We start from the raw sequence: 18,215 nt of genomic DNA, 5'->3' as shown, positions 1-18,215 counted from the left end.
GGACGGCCGGGAACCCAAACGGCCGCAGTTGGAGAGTCTCGGCGCGCCGAGCCGACCGGCCGACGCGAAGCGGCGGGTTTAGGGCGCGTACCGCCGGACCGTCAGGCATGCTGGACGCATGGATGTGGAGGCTTTGCTGCACGCGATCCCGCCGCTTCGCGTCGGCCGGTCGGCTCGGCGCGCCGAGACTCTCCAACTGCGGCCGTTTGGGTTCCCGGCCGTCGGCCGACGACAGGCCGCGCAGGCGCCGCCAGATCCATGGGAAGAAACTGTCCTGCGTCCAGCGCAACTGCTCATAGGTGCCTGCTGTCAAAGACCGACGCCTCGCTTCGGGGCTCGCATGGGCCCAATCATGATTGCTGCCAGGCAAATTCAGGGCCTCGGCGGCCGCGGCGGCGAACAACATGTGCCCTTTGGTGGAGGCGTGCACCCGGTCGATGGCCCAGGTGTCCAGCTCGCGCATCGACGGCGCGTTGTAGAGGTCGACGAGCCGGAACCCGTATCGGTCGGCGGCGGCCGTGATCGCCGCGTTGATGCGGGCGAGGCGCCCGGACACCAGCCGACCGAGCGGGAGGAATTGCGCGACGTTCGGGAAGGTCGTCGTCACCACCGTCGCGCCGGATCTGGCCAACGCGGCGTAGACGTGTTCGAGCTCGGCCAGGGCGGGACCGAACGATCGCCCCGGCTGGATGACGTCGTTCATCCCCGCGCACACGGTGATCAGATCGGGCTGCATCGCCAGGGCTTGCGGGACTTGCTCGGACAAGACGTCGGCAACCCGTTTGCCGCGGATCGCGAGGTTGGCGTAGTGCAGCCCCGGGTACAGCGAATCGATCATGACCGCGAGCCGGTCGGCGAATCCGAGGAGACCGACGACGTCGTCGCCGTCCCATAAGCCCTCGGTCTGACTGTCCCCGATGGCGACGTAACGGCGATATCCAGAAGGAATAGCCCCGAACACGAAGCCGAGAATAATAGCGATCGCGATCCCGGTGTGGTAAGCGTGGCCGCCACGCGGCCGACGAGGGTCGCGGTTCGTCGACTAGCGTTGGTGGGCATGGCGATGCCTTTGGAGGGCAATGCAATTCACGCGGGCCGGCGGGGGAACGTCGCGATCGGTGTTTTCGTCGCCCTCGCCTTGTTTGTGGCGGGGTTGCTGTGGGCGAAGTGGCTGCCTTACGCGGGCAAGGCCGCGATGGCCCATCGCACCCACCACTGGTCGGGATCGAGCGTTCTCACTGTGGGCGGCGTGCAACCCGGCGATCGCCCGACCTGGCACGCGGCGGCGACCTTCTTCCACGCGTACGTCGCGTCGATCTGGCCTGCGTTGGTGGCCGCGCTGCTGATCAGCGCGTCGGTGCAGGCGCTGATACCGCGGTCGTGGCTGCCGCGCGCGTTGAACCGCCAAGGGCGGTTGTCCAGCGCGCTGGCCGGCGGGGTCGCTGGCATGCCATCGATGATGTGCACGTGTTGCGCCGCCCCGGTCGCCGTCACCCTGCGGCGCAACGGCGTCACGCCCGCGGCGGCCGTCGCCTACTGGCTGGGGAACCCGTTGCTCAACCCAGCGGTGCTCGTCTTCCTGCTCTTCGTCGCCCCCTGGCAATGGACCCTGGCCAGGGTGGTCGTCGGCGTCGCGACGGTGCTTGGCGTCGGGGCCGCGGTGGGATGGCTGTCCCGACCGTCCGACCCGGATCCGACGGCGCCTGGCGCGATCCCGACTCCGGTCGACGACCGGAGCGCGGGCACGCCGCGCAGGTTCGTGCGGGCGCTGCTTTGGTTGGCGCTGTTCTTGTTGCCCGAGTACGCCGTCTTAGTGCTCCTCGTCGGGGCGTTCCGCGGTTACCTGCTCACCTTGGGGCAACCGGCGCACCGTGGGCTGCTGCTGGGCCTGCTGCTCGTCGTGGTCGTCGCGATCGCCGGCACGCTCATGGTCATCCCGACGGCGGGGGAGATCCCGATCCTGCAAGGGCTGGCCCTGCTGGGCGCGTCGTCGGGGACGATCGGCGCGCTGCTGATCACCCTTCCGGCGGTGAGCGTCCCGGGCGCCGCGATGGTCGCCCGCAGCTTCGGGTGGAAGGCCACCGCGACCGCGACCGGCATGGTGGTCGCTGCGGGACTCCTCGGCGCGGCCGTGCTCAGCTTGCTGTGAGTCGCAACCGGCGCGAGTACCTTCACTGTCATGCCGAAGAAGCGCGAGCGGGATGCCGAGGCGCCGGCCGCCGATTCGCTTGCGCCGCAGTATCCGATCGAGTCGGTCGACAACGCGCTCAAGCTGCTGCTGCTGCTGGGCGAACAACCCCAGATTCGGTTGAGCGAGGCCACCCGCTACCTGGGGGTGGCGTCGTCCACCGCGCACCGGTTGCTGGCGATGTTGGCCTATCGCGGGTTCGTCCGGCAGGACCCGGCGTCGAAGGCGTACCTGCCCGGACCGGCGTTGACCGGCGTGGCGTTCGCGATCTTCGGCCGCATCGACATCCAGGGATCGGCCGCCCCGATCATGCGAAGCCTCGGCGAGCAGCTGCGCGAAACCATCCACGTCGGAATGTTGGACGGCGCCAGCGTCCGCTTCATCGCCGCCGTCGAAGGCCCGGCCGCGGTCCGGGTGGCGTCGCGGCTGGGCCGCACCATGCCGGCGCATTGCACGTCCACGGGCAAGGTCATGCTGGCGCAGCTGCCCGAACCGGAGCTGCGTCAGCTGCTGCCGCACGAGCGGTTGGAACGCATCACGTCCTCGTCGATCGGCAGCCGGACCCAGTTGGAGGCCGAGCTCGCCGCCATCCGCGAGCGCGGCTACGCCATCAACCGCGAGGAAAGTGAGGAAGGCGTCGCGTCCATCGCGGTGCCCATACCGACCCGGGCGCCGGGCCTGCGGCTCGCGCTCAACGCCGCCGCCCCGCAGAACCGGCTGGACCCCTCCCGCTACGGCGCGGTGGCCGCGGCTCTTGGCAAGGCGGCCAAGGAGATTGGCGACCAACTCGGCTGAGCCGCCGCCTCGCCCGCGATCCCAGCGCTCTCCGTAAGGATGTGCGCGCTGCCGTTTTTGATAGCGCCCGCGCTATCAAAAACGGCGTGACCCATATGGTCCGGAGAGCCGCGCGGCCCTGGGCACGAATGACTACCGATCTCGACAGCGCCGGCACTATCAAATCCGCCGTGTGACAGCCGTGAGGGCCCGAGTGATTTGAGTAGTCCTACGGATTCCGGCGAGCGGCGCGCTGCCGCAAGCTTTTTGGCATGACCGTTCCCAATAGCATGTCCATCAAGGCTGGTTTTCGCGATCGTGGTCAGCATAAATGGGGGCCCTGATGGCGGGCGGCAACCGTGCGACCTCGTGCCGCCAGGCGGCCTCGGCGGTGAACGAGGGCCCAAGGTCGGGCAGGTCGTCCCAGTCGGCGTCGTCGATATCGCGCAGGGCCCCGCCGGCGCCTTGCACCCGCAACGACATTCGGGCCAGCGCGTCGAGGCTGATGGCCTGCAACACCGCCTCCGGCACGGTGGCGGCCGCGCTGGTGATGCCGTGTCCGCGGCAGATCACCACCGGCCGCCCACGCATGGCCGCCACCATCTCCTTGCCCAGCGCCGGGGTGCGGATCAGCACGGCGCGCTCGTAGACGGGCACGCCGCCACGGGCGAGCCACGCGCCGGGAATGTCGAAGGCGCCGTAGATCGGCCGGATCGCGATGCCGGCCAGGTCGGCGGCGACCACGGCGGGTGGGTGCAGATGCGCGACGGCCCGGTGCCGGGGATCGGCCAACATGGTCTCGACGTGGATGGGCAATTCGTTGGGCACCTGGTATCCGTCGAGCTCGCCGTCGGCTCCGGCGCCGCCGTCGAAGGTGATGAGCCGGACGTCGCTGGGCCGGGTGAAAGCCACCCCGGTGTCGGTGTCGCTGCGGCAGCGGACGAGCAGGCGATCGTCGTCGACGCGCAGGCTCAGGTGGCCGAGGATGCCGTCGACGAGGCCGCGGGCCGCGGCCACCCGGCAGCCCTGCGCCACCAGCGCGCGTTGCTCGTCGAGGGGGGTCATCGCGGTGCGCCCAGCCCGAATCCCCCGTCGGGGCGGACGGTTTCGCCGGTGATCCCGCGGGCACGGTCGGAGGCCAGAAACGCGAAACTCCACGCGTGGTCCTGCCCGGAGAGCGCGACGTTCAGCGGCGTGCGCGCGGCCAGCTCCTGTGCCCGGTCGGGGGTGTCGTCCAGGCGGGCGCCCGCGAGCCCGAGGCTGGCGAGCCCGCGCAGGTCGGTGCCCAGCGTGCCGCCGGGCGCCACCCCGTTGACCCGGATATGCGGCGCCAGCTCGTGGGCCAGGGCGGCCACCAGGCCGCGGACGGCGAATTTCGACGACACGTAGAGCGCGCCGCCGCGTCCGGGATAGAACGACGACGCGGACTCGGTCAGGATGATCGAGGCCCCGGTGCCGGCCCGCAGTCGGGGCAGCGCCGCCTTGACGGACTGCAGGTGGCTGAGCACGTTGGTGCGAAACATCTCGTCGAAAGCGTCGGGAAGCTCGTCGGCGTCGATGTCGCCGATGCCCCGGTAGAAGTCGAAGACTCCGACGCAGTTGACCAGCGTGTCCAACCCGCCGTAACCGTCCACCGCCGCGGCGACCGCTCGTTCGTTGGCCTCGCGGGTGGTCGCGTCGCCGTCGACGACCGGAACATCGGGCAACTGACCGCGCAAGGTCTCGCATTTTGCTTGATCGCGTTCCAGCACAGCAACTTTCGCGCCCTCATCGCGAAACACCTCCACTACGGCCCGGCCGATCCCGGAACCGGCGCCGACGACCAGCGCGCGCTTGCCCTCAAGCCAGCCGGTCATCGCACTCCTCGGCTTCGTCGGGCAGCAGCGGCGCGTGGGAATTGCCGACCATGGCCTCCAGGGTGCGACTGTTCTGCCAAGTCAGGGCCTCCAATTCCAGCGCGTCCAGGCTGATCGACCGCCCGGTTCTGGGTGCGCTGATCAGCAGCCGCGACCCGTTGCGGGTGTCCTCCCGCCGCACCTCGACTTCGGCGAATTCGTTTGCCACCACGATTGGTTCGTTCACAGGAACACTGCCAGATTCTGCATCCGCAAGACGGACTCGTCGACAAAGATGCTGCGGGATGCCAGCTTCCAGCGACCATCGCACCAGCGCAGCAAGTCCTCGCGCCCGCACGACAGCAAGGCGCTTTCGTTCGCGTCGCCCCGGCTGCGGAACAGCAGTTCGGCCGACTCGACCAGCAGCTGCGCCGGGTCGTCGTGCTCGAACGTGCGCACGTTGGTGACGAAGTGGCGCAGCCGCGACGGCGGATCCTCGGCCCAGGCGTGTTCGGTGCCCATCCGCGCGACCCGCTGGGTCAGCGAATACTTGTCCTCGTCGAAGTGGGCCATCCCCGGGGATGCGTCGAACCCGGCGCCACGCGCGGTGGTGACCCGCACGGGCATCAGGTAGCGGACATCGCCGGTCATCGTATCCAGCCACGCGTCGTATTGCTGGGCATCCAGCAGGTATGCCTCGTCCACCAGGAACTGGTGCGCCTGCAGGTGCCGGATGTCGTTGAAAGGCAATGGTTTTCTCACGACAGGTAGTCCGCCCACATCTTCAGCAGCGCGCGCTGGTTGTGCTCGTTGTAGCCGACCTGCGCGCGGCCCGGCCCGTGAAACGCCTCGGCGGTCAGCGGCTCGACCACCGGGCTGCCGTCGGACAGCAGGCCCATCCGGCTGTTCAGCAGCAGCCGCCGGGCCATCGAACCGCCCGCGGTGGTGGTCAGCGACACCCAGTTCTCCACGTCGTCCTGCTCGAACATGCCGGTCGAGCCGAAGCACATCAGATACGCCTTGTACGAGTCCTGTTTGTACTGCGGGGGAGCGGCGGAGTCCACGGCGAACCACGAGCAGACCTCGGTCTCGTTCTCGCTGATCGGTTGCCACAGCCGGATCGAGATGAACGGCAGCACCTGGTCTTCGCGGTCGTGCACCTTCGGCCAGTTGTGCACGAAGCTCAGGTTCGGAAAGCAGGTGGCGGCCGAGATCATGAAGCCGTCCTCACCGACCACCCGCTGGTGCCGCGGCGTCCACGCGTCCTTGATCCGGCCGATCATCTCGTCGGGATAGCCGACGTAGCGCATCCGTTCATCGAAGCCGCCCGGCGGAAGTTTGTAGGTGGTGCCGCCGCCCCGGTGCGCCCAGTAGGTGGCGCCGTCCTTGCGCTTCTGCGCCTTGGGCTCGCGGAACAACCCGATGTCCACGATCGACGCGTGGGTGTGCGGCGTGTGGTACATGTCGCCGGCGAAGTTCTCGGCGCCGATCTTCCAGTTGGCCTTGATACGCCAGCGCTGCGGCCCCCGCACTTCGAGGCCGCTGGTGCTCTGTTTGGTGTAGAAGTCCAGGTAGAACTTGAAGTCGCCGAGGAAGTCCTCGAGCGGTTCGGCGTTCGGGTCCATGCTGATGAACAGCAGACCGTTGTAGCTCGCGAACTTCGGTGCGGGGAGCAGGGTTTGGGCATCCTTGGCGAACCCGTCGTCGCCGCCGTATGCCTCTCGATGGAACGGCAGGCCGGTGAGCCGGCCGTCGTTGCGGTAGGTCCAGCCGTGGTACGGGCAGCGGAAGTTGGAGGCGTTGCCCAACTCCGCGCGGCAGACCTGCATGCCGCGGTGCAGGCACATGTTGAACATTGCGCGGATCTCGCCGCCGGCATTACTGATGATGAAGGAGTCATCGAGGACCCGGCGCACCACATAGTCGCCGTCCTGCGGGATCTCGGACTCGTGCGCGACGAACATCCATGCTCGCGAGAACAGCCGCTCCTTCTCCAGCGCGAACAGTTCACTGTCGTTGTAGATGTGGGCGGGGATCATCCCGTCGCGGACGCTGGCGAACACGCCGTCGAGACGGCCGTCGCAAGCGTCGCGATGGACCGTCACAGCGACCCCTCCCACCGTCGGTTGTCTGCTCTGCAGAGAAGTACTCCGCTAAGTAGAATCCCGCATCTACCCACCGCCGGTCAATCGCCCCGCCCCCCGGGCCTCGGTCCGCGGTCAGGGGTTTACAAGAATGCTTTGTGGTAACTCACAGGTTTCTAACAACTAAGCGGCCGGAACCCCGGGCTACGGTGGTCACGTCAGCTCTGCTGGGCATGTGAGCGTGCGGTAATCAACGGGTAAACGGTTCGATTTTGCGTGCGTTGCCGACTTGTGGCGACGTATGTGAGGAAGGCTGGTGCAATGGCTGCTCGGTCATTGAGTCGATTGCAGAAACTCGGATCACGGGTGGTGTCCGCCATCGGGCGGCAAGAGTGGCTGGATCGGCCGAGCTACCGGTTCGAACACGCGTTGAGCTTCGCCTTCAACGGCCTGGGCGGCGCCCGCAACACCGTCACCAACGCGCTGCACGGCGTGTGGCTCGGCCACCCGGTTCACCCGCCGCTGGCGTCGTTGACGAGCGGCGCGCTGGGTACCACCGTCGCATTGGACGCCCTGAGCCTCCTGCCGGGCCAGCCCGCCACCGAAGTCCGCGACGCGTCGAGGTTCGCGTCGCGCGCCCTGGGGGTGGGCATTCTGGCCAGCATCGGGTCGGCCGTCACCGGCGTCACCGATTGGCAGCACACCCACGAATCCGATCGCCGGGTGGGTGCCGTGCACGGACTGATGAACCTGGTGGCCACCGGGCTGTACGCCCAGTCCTGGTGGGATCGCCGCCGGGGCCGCCACGGACGCGGCATCGCGCTCACCGCGCTGGGTTACGGCATCACCGTCGCGGGCAGCTACCTCGGCGGGGCGTTGGTGTTCGAGTCCGGCATCGGCATCGACCAGTCGGGCGCGCGGCTGCGCGCCGCGGAATGGACGCCCGTGCTGCCGGCGGCCTCGCTGAACGGAAAGCCGGTGCGTGTCGAGGTCGACGGGGTGGGGCTGGTGGTATGCCAGACCAGCCCCGGGCAGGTCGCGGCCTTCGGGGAGTTGTGTCCACACTTGGCCGCCCCGATGGCCGATGGCTGGGTCGACCGGGGCCGGCTCGTATGCCCTTGGCACGGTTCGTGGTTCGCGGCCGAGTCGGGAGAAGTGCTGCGTGGCCCGGCGGCGGCCCCGCTGCCGTGTTATCAGGCGAGGCTGGTCAACGGGATGGTCGAAGTTCGGAGCGAACCCGATCCCGGGCTCGGTGCAGCCGTGGGAATCGGAGAAGGGAAAGCGCAGTGAACGCCTACGACGTGCTGAAAGAACACCACATCGTGATCAAGGGCCTCGGCCGCAAGGTCAGCGAGGCGCCGGTGAACAGCGAAGAGCGGCATGCCCTTTTCGATGACATGCTGATCGAGCTCGACATCCACTTTCGCATCGAGGACGACCTGTACTACCCGGCCCTCAAGGACGCCACCAAGCTGATCGCCGTCGCCCATGCCGAGCACCGCCAGGTGGTCGACCAGCTTTCGGTGCTGCTCAGGACCCCGCAGAGCGCGCCGGGTTACGAGGACGAATGGAACTCGTTCAAGACGGTGCTGGAGGCGCACGCCGACGAAGAGGAGCGTGACATGATCCCGGCTCCCCCCGAGGTCAAGATCACCGACGCGGAGCTGGAAGAACTGGGCAACAAGATGGCCGCGAAAATGGAGCAATACCGCGGGTCCGCCCTCTACAAGATGCGCACCAAGGGCCGGGCCGCGCTGGTGCGCTCGCTGTAACCCCGGCCGCACCGCCGATTTGCGCGGTGTGCGGGGCCATCGAGAGAGTAGCGTCACGGCTCATGACCCCCGAGTGTCTCGCGTCGCAGCGTGACATCACGGCCGAGATCGCCAGCATCGCAGCCGAATACCGGGGGAGCGAAGCGCAGCCCCGGCTCGACTACCTGCCCTACCGCAGCACCATCCTGCGCCACCCCAAACAACCCTTGGTGCCGGTCGACCCCGAGGAGGTCGAACGCTGGGCGCCGTGCTTCGGCCACCAGGAGGTGGACCCGCTCGACGCCGACCTGACGGCGGGCCATCCCGGCGAGCCCCTCGGCGAGCGCGTCATCGTGGCCGGGCGGGTGGTCGACGGGTCCGGCAATCCGGTGGCGGGCCAGCTGATCGAGATCTGGCAGGCCAACGCCGGTGGCCGGTACCGCCACCAGCGTGACCAGCACCCGGCCCCGCTCGACCCCAACTTCACCGGCGCCGGCCGGTGTCTGACCGGGCCGGACGGGACGTACCGCTTCCTGACCATCAAGCCCGGTCCGTATCCGTGGCGCAATCACCGCAACGCGTGGCGCCCGGCGCACATCCACTTCTCCCTCTTCGGCACCGCCTTCCCGCAGCGCCTGGTCACCCAGATGTACTTCCCCGGCGACCCGCTGTTCGACCTCGACCCGATCTTCCAGTCGGTCCTCGATCCCGCCGCGCGTCGACGGTTGATCGCCCGCTACGACCACGACCTCACCGAGCCGGAGTACGCGACCGGCTATCGATGGGACGTCGTGCTGGGCGGTGGCGGCAGAACCCCGATCGAGGCTGGCGATGGCTGAAATTGCTTGCACCCCAGGGCAAACGGTGGGGCCTTTCCTGGACCTCGGGTTGCCGTATCCCGGAGACAGCGACCTGGTCAACGATGACCATCCGCACGCCGTCCGGCTGCACGGCACGGTCTACGACGGCGCGGGCGACGGAGTCCCGGACGCCCTGATCGAGGTGTGGCAACCCGACGGCGCCGGCCGCATCCCGCGCCAAGCCGGTTCGCTGCGCCGCGACACCGCGATATTCACGGGCTGGGGCCGGTGCGCGACCGACGCCGTCGGCCATTACACCTTCACCACCGTGGCGCCCGGGTCGGCAAGCGCCGGGCGGCCGCCATTCTTCGCCCTCGCCGTCTTCGCGCGGGGCCTGCTGGACCGGTTGTTCACCCGGGCCTACCTGCCCGACGCCGAGGTGGCCGGCGACCCGTTCCTGACGAGCCTCGATGCCGAGCGACGCGCCACCTTGCTCTGCGACGCCGAAAGCGGTTGCGGGCAATACCGTTTCGACATCCACCTGCAGGGCCCGCGCGAGACCGTGTTTCTGGCGTACCGGGACGGTGCGCGATGACGAACCTGTTGTGGCCCGGCGACCACCGGGCCCGAGACCACATGACGGATCGGGCCCTGCTCGAATCGATGGTCGCGGTGGAAGCCGCCTGGCTGGACGCGCTAGTCGCCGAAGGCCTGGCCCCGCCCGAGTGCGCCGGGATGGACCTGCCAATGCTGTTGGTGCACAACGATTGTGAATCGCTGGCGGCCGCCGCCGAGGACGGCGGCAACCCGGTCATCGGTCTCGTCGCGCTGCTGCGGCAGCGTGCGGCGCCGGCCGTCGCGCCGTGGATTCACCGGGGACTCACCAGCCAGGACGTCCTGGACACCGCCCTGATGCTCGGAGTGCGTGACGTGGTCAGCGAGCTGAGAGCGCAGCTCGCGGAGCAGATCTCGACGCTGACCGAGCTCGCCACCCGGCACCGGGCGACGCCCATGGTGGCGCGCACCCTTACCCAGCACGCGGCACCGACCACGTTCGGCACGAAGGCGGCAGGCTGGCTGAACGGCATCGTCGACGCCCTCGAGGGGTTGTCCGCGGTGGTCGTTCCGATCCAGATCGGCGGGGCCGCCGGGACGCTGGCGGCCAGCACGGAGCTGGCGGCGCTGCTCACCGGCGCCGCCGACCCCGCGAAGGTCTCGACCGGCCTGGTGCGAAGCGTGGCGATGGCTTTGGGTCTGACCGTCCGCTCACCCTGGCACACGACGCGAACACCGGTCACCGCGGCGGCCGACGCGTTCGTCGGCTGCACCGACTCCTGGGGCCGCATCGCCTCGGACGTCGTCACCCTGGGCCGCCCGGAGATCGGCGAACTGAGCGAGCCGGGCGGCGAGAACCGCGGGGGCTCGTCGTCGATGCCGCACAAACGAAACCCGGTGCTGTCCATCCTCATTCGCCGGGCCGCCGTTTCCGCGCCGCAGCTGGCGGCGACCCTGCACACTGCCGCGGCGCTGGCCAACGACGAGCGGCCCGACGGCGCCTGGCACGCCGAGTGGGATGCCCTGCGCACCTTGGCCCGGCGCACCGTGGTCGCCGGATCCCAAGCCGCCGAGCTGCTGGCGGGGCTGGTGGTGCACGCCGACCGGATGGCCGAAAACCTTGCTGCGGCAGACGTCCTGGGGGAGCAGCAGGCGATCGCCGACTTGGCGGGAAAGCCGGCGTCGCCAAGCTACATCGGCGCGGTGGACCGGCTGATCGGCGAGAGCCTGGACCGCGCCCACCGGGCGCTGGGTCAGCGCTGATAAATGCTGGCCAGCCAGATGTGCAGCAGCGTGTCGATCGCCCGGTCCTCGGGCATCGCCTCGTCCTCGGCGGTGAACGTCGCGGCCATCACCCGCTCGCTCAACATGTTGAGGGCCACCGACAGCTGCTCGGCCGGGACGGTTTCGGGGGCGGCGCCCCGGCCGCGCTCGGCCTTGATGGCCGCCGTGGTCAGCAAGATCCACCTCTGCATGAGCGTGGACCACAACTGCCGTACCTCGGGATTGGTCGCCTTCGCCGAGGCGCCCGCCACGGCGACGGCCGGGTGAGCGCCCGACACCTCGAAGAACGCCTCGATGCGGGCCCGCCACAGCTCCGCCGGGTCGTCGGTCGATATGCCGCCGAGCGACATGAGGGCGGCATGGGCCTTGGCGTTCATCTGGTCGAGCAGCGAGAGCAGCACCGCGTTCTTCGATGGGAAATAGAAGTAGAAGGTGGGGCGCGAAATCCCCGCGCCCTTTGCTAGGTCGTCGACGGAAAAGTCGGCGAGCGGCCGTTCCTGCAGCAGGCGCTCGGCCGTGGCCAGTATCGCCTGTTCGCGGTCGTCGCCCGAGTGCGGAGCCGACCGGCGGCCCCGTGAGGCATGCAGGTACTTGGTCTGTGTCGGGAGGTCGGACACGCCCGTTACTGTTGGGCACGTCGATATACGCGAACGAAACTGTCGATTAAGCCCAGCAATAATGTCGATTAAGTTCGACATTTTCTTCGTATGCGTCAACATATTTGCTGACCGTTACGACCCACCGGCCCGGCGGTGCGGTGGGCCGACGAACGACCTCATGATTCGGGACTTCCGCCCCTACTCGGGCCCTGGCGCCAAATGATCGCATCTGGTGATGACAACGAACGACGACGGCACCAAGACATGCCGCATCGACGTGCTGGTCGAGGAGCGCGACGAACGGACCCGGGCGAAGGCGCGGCTGTCCTGGGCAGGCAAGACGCTCGTAGGCGTCGGTCTGGCGCGACTCGACCCGGCCGATCCGCCCGTGGCCGCGATCGGCGACGAACTCGCGATCGCCCGCGCGCTGTCCGATCTGTCGAATCAGCTGTTCGCCGCGACATCCGTCGATATCCAAACCAGTACCCACGAACCCGTCACGGGTCTGCATCACTGAGCGATGACCATGAGACACCGACCCGATTTACCGGCTGCCTTCGACGTCCAGATAACGACGCACGGCCAGTTGCCCGACGCCGAGGAATACGCGCGCACCAAGATCGGCGAACTCGGCCGCCTCACCCACGAACCGGTGCTGCATGCCCACGTCAGGTTGGCCGAGCACGGCGACCCCGCGGTGGCTCGCCGGGTGATCGCGCAGGCGAACCTGGACGTCAACGGCCGGCCGGTGCGCGCACAGGTCGAAGGGACCACCGCGCGGGAAGCCATCGATCGGCTCGAGGCACGGCTACGTCGCCAACTGGAACGCGCCGCCGAGCACTGGGAAGCCAAACGGGGCGGCGTGCCCCGTCCGCAGGAATGGCGGCACGAAACCGAACCGAACCACCGGCCGAAATACTTCCCGCGACCGGAAAGCGAACGCCGGATCATGCGGCACAAGTCGTACAGCTTGCCCACCTGCACGGTCGAGGAGGCCGCGCTGGAGATGGAGCAGCTCGACTGCGACTTCCACCTCTTCACCGAGGAGGGCACGCGCCAGGACAGCGTGCTATACCGCGAAGGCCCCACCGAATACCGCCTGGCACAGGTCAATCCGGGCTCCGCCGACGAGCTGGCGCCGTTCGAGATGCCGCTGACCATCAGTCCGCAGCCGGCCCCGCGGCTGGACGTCCAGCAGGCCATCGAGCGGATCGGGTTGCTCGGTCTGCCGTTCCTGTTCTTCGTCGACACCGCTCGGGACCGTGGCAGCGTGTTGTATCACCGCTACGACGGCCACTACGGGCTCATCGCGCCGGCGAGCGAACACCAACAGACCAACTGAAGCCGCGGCGGTCCCGGCATCCCCCCGTCCGGGACCGCCGCTCCAAACTTCTCTTGCCTTGCAGCGCAGGCGGTTCGCGCCTACGCGCCGCGGCGGTGGGCCCGCTCGCCTGCGGCGTAGCGCAGCAGGGCGCCCACTCCTTCGGCGGGTGCCATCAGCTGACCGGCCCGGACCAGCGAGGCGCCCACCGCGATCGCGTTGAAAGGCAACGCCTCGTCGGCCCTCGCCACCCGTGCCGCCGGTTCGCCGAGTTCGGACAGCGCGTCGGGGTCGGCCGCGATGGTGGTCAGTGCCGTACCGGTGACCACGGTGGCATCGCCGAGCTCGCCGACGATGAGCGTGTCGACGTTGCCGTCGCGAAGCGCCCGGCAGACATCGGCAAGGCCTTCGGCCGCCCGTCCGGATCCGCGGCCGATCTCCGCTTCGAATCGTTGTGCGAGGGCGGACATCTCGCTGTCACGACGGCGGGTGAACTCCTTGCCGGTCAGCTCGCTCATCTCTTCGTCGTCGCAATGGCTCTTGCGGGTCCCCGCATGCAACTCCGACACCCGTTCGGAGACCCGCTCGGGCAATTCGGCAACCAGATCCGCAAGCGAGCGCACTTCCCCGCACAAGAACACCACCTCGGGATTCGCGTCGTCCACCAGGCGCGTGAGCTCGTCGGCGACCGCGCGGCAGTTCATCCGGATGGCTTCCTCGGTCGTGTGCTGGAAGTCACCGTAGCCGTTCCAGCCGGCAGTCGTCGGCTTGTGCACCGGATAACCGCCGCCCTCAACGCTTTCCGAGCTGACAGCGCCGCCGCGGTACAGGCTGATGTCCGCCCCGGTACGGTCGATCGCGGCGAACACGTAGGTGGGGCGCCGGATTTCCGAATCGATCAGCGGCACGAGGTAGGGATACTCCGACACCCGGATGACCGTGGCCGGCGGCGGGTTGGTCAGGTGCTCGTTGATCAGTACATGTTCGGCGGTCGCGACCACCGCGCGGCCGCGCCGTCCGACGGCGGGCCGATGATGCAACACCGCGTCCTCGAGCATGCCGACGATTTCCCCGGTAGCGCCCATCTCGTGCAGATGCTGCCGGATGCCGTTCCATTTCGCTTCGAGCTGCTCGGCGGCGTCCAGGGTGTCGTGCGAGTCGTCGAAATATACCGAGGCGAAAGGGCCCTTCGCTTTTACCAGCCACCTGAGGCGATCTGATTGCATGCCATCACTCTCCACTGTTGCCTTTGCCGATATCCGCCCACCGTATGGACGGCGGACGCGGCTCCACGAGAGTCGTTAGCCCCCAGCTGGGGGTCTTAGGTCCCGGGCGAAGGGTCGGGCTGTCAACGCTCGTAGAGGGCATCGAGGCGGTCGGCGAACTTGTCGATGACCACCTTCCGGCGCAGTTTCATGCTCGGCGTCAGATCGCCGGACTCGACGGTCAATTCGCGGTCGGCGATCGCGAACTTCTTGATCTGTTCCCAGCGATTCAGTTCGGCGTTCAGGGCGTCGATGTATCCGGCGATCAGCTGGTGTGTCTTGTCGTCACGCGCTATCTCGGCAAAGGACTTGCCGGCCAGGCCATTCTTGTTGGCCCAGTCGGTGATCGCCTCGCCGTCGAGGCTGACCAGGGCGACGCAGTACGGCTTGCCCTCGCCATAGACCACCATCTCGCTCACGTACGGGCATGAGCCTTTGAACCGCGCATCGATCGCCGACGGCGCCACGTATTTGCCCTGAGAGGTCTTGAACATGTCCTTCTTGCGGTCGGTGATCCGCAGAAATCCGTCGGGGTCGACCTCCCCGATGTCGCCCGTGTGGAACCACCCGCCGTCGTCGAGAGCCTCGGCGGTGGCGTCCGGCAGGTCGTGGTAGGCGGTCATGAGACCGGGCCCTTTGAGCAAGACCTCGCCGTCGTCGGCGATCTTCACATCGGTGGCGGGGAACGGCCAGCCGACCGTTCCGAGCCGATAAGCATTGGGGCGGTTGATGAATGATGCCGCCGCGGTCTCCGTCAGCCCATAGCCCTCGAGCACGATGATGCCCACGGCGTCGAACCACTGGGCGACGTCGCGGTCCAGCGCGGCGGCGGCGGAGACGAAGAACCGCAGACGCCCGCCGAACCGCTCGCGGATCTTGCTGAACACGAGCCGGTCGGCCACCTTGTAGGCCAGCGACGTCGCAAGCGAGGGCTTTGTCCCGGTCTGCCGGGCTTCCGACACCTTGACACCGACCTTCATCGCCCAGTCGAACATCCTCTTCGTCAGCCCGCCCTGTTCGGCGATCATGTCCTGGACGCGGGCGTGCGCCTTCTCGAAGATGCGCGGCGCCGCACCCATCAGGGTGGGCCGCAGGGCCGCCAGGTTGTCGACGATCCGCTCGACGCGGCCGTCGATGGCGGTGGGAAAGCCGATCTGCAGGGGCAAGGCGAGCATCACCTTGCCAAACGCGTGCGCCAGGGGCAGCCAAAGGAAGTTCAGGTCGGTGGGGCCGAGGATGTCCAGCGAATCGATGGCCGCGGCGGTGTACGTCCACGCGCCGTGCGTCAGCCGCACGCCCTTGGGCCGCCCGGTGGTGCCGGAGGTGTAGATGAGGCTCGCCAGGTGGTCGGGGCCGACGGCCGCGACCCGCTCGTTGACGGCATCGGGCGCGTCCGCGAGCAGTTGCTTGCCCAACAGATCCAGGTCGGCGAGCGAGATCACCCAGTCGCTGTCGCCGTTGCCGTCGATGACGACGACCTTGCTGACGTCGGGCAGTTCGGCCCGGTGCTCGAGCAGCTTGTCGAGCTGGGCCTGGTTTTCGGCGACCACCACCCGGCTTCCGGAATTGGCGACGATGTAGGCGACATCGGCTGCGTTCGTCGTCGGATACACGGTGGTGGTGGCGGCCCCCGCGCACATGATCGCGAAATCAACGAGCACCCACTCGTAGCGCGTCGCCGAGGCGAGCGCGACCCGGTCCTCGTGCTCGATCCCCAGCGCGATCAGCCCCGCGGCCAGATTGCTGACGCGTTCGCCGACTTGCTCCCAAGTCACGCTCGCCCAGGTGTGGTCTTGCGGGTAGCGGAAGGCCTCCGCGTGCGGGGTGGCGGCGACCCGGTTGACGAACATCTGTGCCACCGAGGGCGCGCGGTTCTCGATCTTGCGGAAATCGGGCCTCTCCATTGAGGCCAGTGGTGCTTTCATGACGCATTGCTCCCGAAACAGATACCGATGACGTGGGCGAACCGGTATACCGTTCGATCCTGCGGAGCGCGGCGGCTACTTGGTAGTGACGAAAGTCATGTGGGGGTCGGCAAACGTCCCCGCGGCAGGGGCCCTTGTGGCGGCCGTCAGTCGGCCAGGGCTATCTCGATGGAGAGGCACTCGCCCAGGGCGTGGGCCGCGGACCAGTCGCCGCCTTCGACCGCGCGCTCCAGGTCGTCGACCAAGGGGCTGTGGGCGCCAAGCTCCGCCAACCAAGCGGACACGGTCGCGGGTATCTGATGGGCGGGCACTCGGGCAACATGTCCCTCGTGGAGGCGATCCGTCAGCTGATAGATGGTGGCCGTCGACCTGCGCTGCGACCAATGCTGCCGCCACTTCGCTGTTTTCATCTTTCCTCCCCGCTAGCCTTAACGATCCATCCGACCAGTCCCGAAGGTCCGGCCGTAGAGGCCAACAGCACGACTACCGAAAGGCTTTGGTCTTGCTTCCGGCCTGCCGAAGTCCCAGTCCGACAGGGTCTTTTGTCACTACGGTCACCTACTTACTTCTCCCGCGATGGCGGTGCAGGTCGCGTACCGTACATCGGGAAGGGTGCATCGCCACGTTACTCGTTTCGGGGGCACCGGATTACGAAATTGGCGAGATGACCGATTTAGCAATGGATTCGCAATCCGGGCGTGATCCGGGCGCCAGGCTCGGGCTGACGGGTGGGCCGGCGTGAGTGCCCTCGACGCCGAGGAGCTGGCGGCGCTGCCCGTGTTCGCCGACATTGCGGCAGAGGATCTTACGGCGTTGGCCGCCCTGCTCGAGCCCCTGCACGCCGCCGCAGGGGAGGTCCTGATGCGGCAGGGGGAACGAGCGGAGTCATTCGCGATCATCGCGTCCGGTCGAGTCGTGGTGCGGCACGTCGGCCCGAAGGGCCGGGTAACGACCACCGAGCTGTCGCCCGCGACGATCGTCGGCGAGATCGCGCTGCTGCGGCACGCGACCCGAACGGCGACGGTGACCGCGCGGGAGGACGTGCGCGGCTACATCGGATACAGCGCGGCCTTCGACCGCATGCTGGCCATGCCGGTGATCGCCGACCGGATGCTGCGTACCGCGCGGCAGCGGCTGGCCGCCTACATCGCCCCCATCCCGGTGTCGTGCGCCGACGGCGCCGCGCTCTTGCTGCGCCCCGTCCTGCCCGGCGATGCCGAGCGGTTCAAGAGCAGCGGCTCCTTCTCCAAGGAGACGCTGTACCGGCGGTACCAGGGTGGCACCCCAACCGATGCGCGCCTGACCTACCTGTTCGAGGTCGACTATGTCGACCACTTCGTCTGGGTCGTCACCGACGGCGCGGCGGGGCCGGTCGTCGCGGATGCCCGCTTCGTCCGGGATCAAGACGACCCCGCCTCGGCAGAGGTTGCGCTGACCGTGGCGGACGGCTACCAGGGGCGCGGAATCGGTACGCTGCTGCTCGGCGCGCTGGCGGTCGCGGCGCGCGTCGACGGCATCAAGCGCTTCCATGGCCGCGTGCTGTCGGAGAATCCGTCCGCGCGCGCGTTGGGTGAGAAGGTGCACGCGCGTTGGGCGCGCGAGGAACCGGGCGTGGTCACCGCGACGGGCGAGATACCGCGCTTTCGCGACCTGCCCCTCGATCGCGGTGTGTACGAGCAGATTCGGCAGGTGGCCCGCCAGGTGATCCAGGCCTTCGACTAGCGGCCGCAAGTGACAAATGCCCCGCCATCTGATGGCTTTGCGCCCTTATCGGAAGGCCGGATTCGGCCGCAGCATGGGACCTGCTTGCTAGTCGAAGGAGTCGCGCCGACCG

General features: G+C 68.3%; 19 protein-coding genes and 1 pseudogene. 10 read left to right on the top strand and 10 right to left on the bottom strand.

Features of this window, described 5'->3' with window-relative positions; translation table 11 throughout:
• Positions 1-157: 157 nt before the first annotated feature.
• A pseudogene (locus A5711_RS17910) lies at positions 158-961 on the bottom strand (SGNH/GDSL hydrolase family protein); the annotation flags it as partial.
• Positions 962-1,057: 96 nt separating this feature from the next.
• Here A5711_RS17910 and A5711_RS17905 point away from each other — a divergent pair.
• Both A5711_RS17905 and A5711_RS17900 read left to right on the top strand, forming a co-directional pair.
• On the top strand, positions 1,058-2,149 hold the full coding sequence (locus tag A5711_RS17905) for a permease (protein WP_067948811.1): 1,092 nt from the start codon (positions 1,058-1,060) through the stop codon (positions 2,147-2,149).
• Between the two features lie 30 nt (positions 2,150-2,179).
• On the top strand, positions 2,180-2,983 hold the full coding sequence (locus A5711_RS17900; protein ID WP_067948808.1) for an IclR family transcriptional regulator: 804 nt from the start codon (positions 2,180-2,182) through the stop codon (positions 2,981-2,983).
• Positions 2,984-3,259: 276 nt separating this feature from the next.
• Here the strand turns inward: A5711_RS17900 and A5711_RS17895 are convergent, their stop codons facing one another.
• From A5711_RS17895 to A5711_RS17875, 5 genes are read right to left on the bottom strand one after another with little or no spacing between them, the layout of a single operon-like run.
• The gene (locus tag A5711_RS17895) at positions 3,260-4,027 is read right to left on the bottom strand and encodes a class II aldolase/adducin family protein (protein ID WP_067948806.1); all 768 of its coding nucleotides are present in this window, start codon (positions 4,025-4,027) and stop codon (positions 3,260-3,262) included.
• A complete protein-coding gene (gene hcaB, locus A5711_RS17890; RefSeq protein ID WP_067948804.1) occupies positions 4,024-4,818 on the bottom strand; it encodes a 3-(cis-5,6-dihydroxycyclohexa-1,3-dien-1-yl)propanoate dehydrogenase in 795 nt (264 codons plus the stop codon). Before hcaB ends, A5711_RS17895 begins: the two co-directional genes overlap by 4 nt.
• Entirely contained in the window at positions 4,802-5,044 is a 243-nt protein-coding gene (locus A5711_RS17885) for a dihydrodiol dehydrogenase (RefSeq protein ID WP_082975765.1), read from the bottom strand. Before A5711_RS17885 ends, hcaB begins: the two co-directional genes overlap by 17 nt.
• Entirely contained in the window at positions 5,041-5,559 is a 519-nt protein-coding gene (locus A5711_RS17880; protein WP_067948802.1) for a 3-phenylpropionate/cinnamic acid dioxygenase subunit beta, read from the bottom strand. The genes A5711_RS17885 and A5711_RS17880 overlap by 4 nt, the downstream gene beginning before the upstream one ends.
• Entirely contained in the window at positions 5,556-6,836 is a 1,281-nt protein-coding gene (locus A5711_RS17875) for an aromatic ring-hydroxylating dioxygenase subunit alpha (protein ID WP_067948825.1), read from the bottom strand. Before A5711_RS17875 ends, A5711_RS17880 begins: the two co-directional genes overlap by 4 nt.
• Positions 6,837-7,202: 366 nt before the next feature.
• Between A5711_RS17875 and A5711_RS17870 the strand changes: the two genes are divergently transcribed.
• The 5 genes from A5711_RS17870 (at position 7,203) to A5711_RS17850 (ending at position 11,250) form a co-directional block, all read left to right on the top strand.
• On the top strand, positions 7,203-8,171 hold the full coding sequence (locus A5711_RS17870) for a Rieske 2Fe-2S domain-containing protein (protein WP_067948800.1): 969 nt from the start codon (positions 7,203-7,205) through the stop codon (positions 8,169-8,171).
• A complete protein-coding gene (locus A5711_RS17865) occupies positions 8,168-8,653 on the top strand; it encodes a hemerythrin domain-containing protein (RefSeq protein ID WP_066950130.1) in 486 nt (161 codons plus the stop codon). Before A5711_RS17870 ends, A5711_RS17865 begins: the two co-directional genes overlap by 4 nt.
• Before the next feature lie 62 nt (positions 8,654-8,715).
• Complete coding sequence (pcaH, locus tag A5711_RS17860) at positions 8,716-9,471, top strand: protocatechuate 3,4-dioxygenase subunit beta (RefSeq protein ID WP_067948798.1); 756 nt, start codon at positions 8,716-8,718, stop codon at positions 9,469-9,471.
• Positions 9,464-10,027 (top strand): protocatechuate 3,4-dioxygenase subunit alpha, encoded by a 564-nt coding sequence (gene pcaG / locus A5711_RS17855; RefSeq protein ID WP_067948796.1) that lies wholly within the window; start codon positions 9,464-9,466, stop codon positions 10,025-10,027. The genes pcaH and pcaG overlap by 8 nt, the downstream gene beginning before the upstream one ends.
• Complete coding sequence (locus A5711_RS17850; RefSeq protein ID WP_067948795.1) at positions 10,024-11,250, top strand: lyase family protein; 1,227 nt, start codon at positions 10,024-10,026, stop codon at positions 11,248-11,250. The genes pcaG and A5711_RS17850 overlap by 4 nt, the downstream gene beginning before the upstream one ends.
• Here A5711_RS17850 and A5711_RS17845 read toward each other — a convergent pair.
• Positions 11,241-11,888, bottom strand: coding sequence for a TetR/AcrR family transcriptional regulator (locus A5711_RS17845; RefSeq protein WP_067948793.1), 648 nt, complete (start codon positions 11,886-11,888; stop codon positions 11,241-11,243). The two genes, A5711_RS17850 and A5711_RS17845, sit on opposite strands and share 10 nt — an antisense overlap.
• A gap of 217 nt (positions 11,889-12,105) precedes the next feature.
• Between A5711_RS17845 and A5711_RS17840 the strand changes: the two genes are divergently transcribed.
• Together A5711_RS17840 and A5711_RS17835 are read left to right on the top strand one after the other, a co-directional pair.
• Positions 12,106-12,387: a DUF1876 domain-containing protein gene (locus tag A5711_RS17840; RefSeq protein WP_067948790.1), complete on the top strand. Its 282-nt coding sequence runs from the start codon at positions 12,106-12,108 to the stop codon at positions 12,385-12,387.
• Between the two features lie 9 nt (positions 12,388-12,396).
• On the top strand, positions 12,397-13,212 hold the full coding sequence (locus A5711_RS17835; protein ID WP_067948788.1) for an HPF/RaiA family ribosome-associated protein: 816 nt from the start codon (positions 12,397-12,399) through the stop codon (positions 13,210-13,212).
• A gap of 80 nt (positions 13,213-13,292) precedes the next feature.
• Here A5711_RS17835 and A5711_RS17830 read toward each other — a convergent pair whose 3' ends face one another.
• From A5711_RS17830 to A5711_RS17820, 3 genes are all read right to left on the bottom strand, one after another.
• Positions 13,293-14,417 carry a Vms1/Ankzf1 family peptidyl-tRNA hydrolase gene (locus A5711_RS17830; RefSeq protein WP_067948786.1) on the bottom strand — a complete coding sequence of 375 codons (1,125 nt, stop codon included), beginning with the start codon at positions 14,415-14,417 and terminating at the stop codon, positions 13,293-13,295.
• A gap of 122 nt (positions 14,418-14,539) precedes the next feature.
• The gene (locus A5711_RS17825) at positions 14,540-16,381 is read right to left on the bottom strand and encodes a long-chain fatty acid--CoA ligase (protein WP_067948784.1); all 1,842 of its coding nucleotides are present in this window, start codon (positions 16,379-16,381) and stop codon (positions 14,540-14,542) included.
• 146 nt (positions 16,382-16,527) lie between these two features.
• On the bottom strand, positions 16,528-16,791 hold the full coding sequence (locus A5711_RS17820; RefSeq protein ID WP_067948781.1) for a hypothetical protein: 264 nt from the start codon (positions 16,789-16,791) through the stop codon (positions 16,528-16,530).
• A gap of 328 nt (positions 16,792-17,119) precedes the next feature.
• Between A5711_RS17820 and A5711_RS17815 the strand changes: the two genes are divergently transcribed.
• Complete coding sequence (locus tag A5711_RS17815; RefSeq protein WP_067948778.1) at positions 17,120-18,103, top strand: GNAT family N-acetyltransferase; 984 nt, start codon at positions 17,120-17,122, stop codon at positions 18,101-18,103.
• Positions 18,104-18,215 lie beyond the last annotated feature (112 nt).

This window comes from Mycobacterium sp. E2238 (assembly GCF_001672665.1).
Classification (GTDB): domain Bacteria; phylum Actinomycetota; class Actinomycetes; order Mycobacteriales; family Mycobacteriaceae; genus Mycobacterium.
Note: the sequence above shows the minus strand (reverse complement) of the source record. Positions and strands in the feature narration are given on the sequence as shown.

Excerpts from the sequence above, each read along its gene's own strand:
- pcaH (WP_067948798.1), top strand. The coding sequence starts at position 8,716 with ATGACCCCCGAGTGTCTCGCGTCGCAGCGTGACATCACGGCCGAGATC.
- A5711_RS17905 (WP_067948811.1), top strand. The coding sequence starts at position 1,058 with ATGGCGATGCCTTTGGAGGGCAATGCAATTCACGCGGGCCGGCGGGGG.
- A5711_RS17825 (WP_067948784.1), bottom strand. The coding sequence starts at position 16,381 with ATGAAAGCACCACTGGCCTCAATGGAGAGGCCCGATTTCCGCAAGATC.
- A5711_RS17820 (WP_067948781.1), bottom strand. The coding sequence starts at position 16,791 with ATGAAAACAGCGAAGTGGCGGCAGCATTGGTCGCAGCGCAGGTCGACG.
- A5711_RS17850 (WP_067948795.1), top strand. The coding sequence starts at position 10,024 with ATGACGAACCTGTTGTGGCCCGGCGACCACCGGGCCCGAGACCACATG.
- A5711_RS17875 (WP_067948825.1), bottom strand. The coding sequence starts at position 6,836 with ATGATCCCCGCCCACATCTACAACGACAGTGAACTGTTCGCGCTGGAG.
- A5711_RS17840 (WP_067948790.1), top strand. The coding sequence starts at position 12,106 with ATGACAACGAACGACGACGGCACCAAGACATGCCGCATCGACGTGCTG.
- A5711_RS17870 (WP_067948800.1), top strand. The coding sequence starts at position 7,203 with ATGGCTGCTCGGTCATTGAGTCGATTGCAGAAACTCGGATCACGGGTG.
- A5711_RS17830 (WP_067948786.1), bottom strand. The coding sequence starts at position 14,417 with ATGCAATCAGATCGCCTCAGGTGGCTGGTAAAAGCGAAGGGCCCTTTC.
- hcaB (WP_067948804.1), bottom strand. The coding sequence starts at position 4,818 with ATGACCGGCTGGCTTGAGGGCAAGCGCGCGCTGGTCGTCGGCGCCGGT.
- A5711_RS17900 (WP_067948808.1), top strand. The coding sequence starts at position 2,180 with ATGCCGAAGAAGCGCGAGCGGGATGCCGAGGCGCCGGCCGCCGATTCG.
- A5711_RS17835 (WP_067948788.1), top strand. The coding sequence starts at position 12,397 with ATGAGACACCGACCCGATTTACCGGCTGCCTTCGACGTCCAGATAACG.
- pcaG (WP_067948796.1), top strand. The coding sequence starts at position 9,464 with ATGGCTGAAATTGCTTGCACCCCAGGGCAAACGGTGGGGCCTTTCCTG.
- A5711_RS17895 (WP_067948806.1), bottom strand. The coding sequence starts at position 4,027 with ATGACCCCCCTCGACGAGCAACGCGCGCTGGTGGCGCAGGGCTGCCGG.